This is a genomic window from Protofrankia sp. Cj3 (genome assembly GCF_917627355.1).
Taxonomy (GTDB): Bacteria; Actinomycetota; Actinomycetes; order Frankiales; family Frankiaceae; genus Protofrankia.
In genome coordinates, this window is sequence record NZ_CAKJTR010000110.1 from 13,902 (window position 1) to 14,547 (window position 646).

The 646-nt window shown below is 68.9% G+C and carries 1 protein-coding gene; it reads right to left on the reverse strand.

Features of this window, described 5'->3' with window-relative positions; all coding sequences use genetic code 11:
* Positions 1 to 20: 20 nt before the first annotated feature.
* Positions 21 to 485 (reverse strand): pyridoxamine 5'-phosphate oxidase family protein, encoded by a 465-nt coding sequence (locus tag MJ783_RS15255; RefSeq protein ID WP_239311110.1) that lies wholly within the window; start codon positions 483 to 485, stop codon positions 21 to 23.
* Positions 486 to 646 lie beyond the last annotated feature (161 nt).

Here is a 646-nt window from a genome sequence, read left to right on the forward strand (position 1 = left end):
TGGGCCGTAGCGGGCGGATGTCAGGCCGGCAGTTTGCGGAAGTCCCAGCTTGTGATCTTGCTTGGAGTGATCCGTAGCCAGGCATGCCGGCCGTCGTGGGCCATCGTGTCGCGGCCGGTGTACTTGCCGGCGAACAGCCGCTCGGGCCCGGCGAGTTCCGGATCGGGCGCGCCCGTGCGCGGGACGTCCCCGACCGGCTCGGCTGTTCCCTTGATCTCGACGCCCCGGAGTTCCTGGTACTGCTCGCCGGCATCCACGACCACGGCGACCCGCGGATCGCGGCCGATGTCGGTCCAGCGCTGGCTGCGGACGACGGAGTTCAGCCACAGGGACGCGCCGTCCCAGACGAACCACAGCGCGGCCACATGCGGACCATCGCTACTGAGAGTAGCGACCCGGCAGGTTCGTTCCGTCGCGAGGAAAGCGTCGACCTCGGTGGGGGCCATCGCGATCGCCCGTCCGCGACGCTGCTCCCGAGCCGGCATGCTGGCACGCTCCATTCCGCTGGTTTTTCTGTGGGCCTCGCAGCCACCCGGCAGCGGTGTGATCCGGGCCATCGTGGCGTAGGGAAGCAGCCGCATGCCAGTGGTTACTGAGCGTCGCGGACGGATTCTCGTCGTCAGCCGGCTAAGAGCGCCCGGCAATA

Bases quoted from the DNA above. Each gene is read 5' to 3' on its own strand.
- MJ783_RS15255 (WP_239311110.1), bottom strand. From the start codon at position 485: ATGCCGGCTCGGGAGCAGCGTCGCGGACGGGCGATCGCGATGGCCCCC.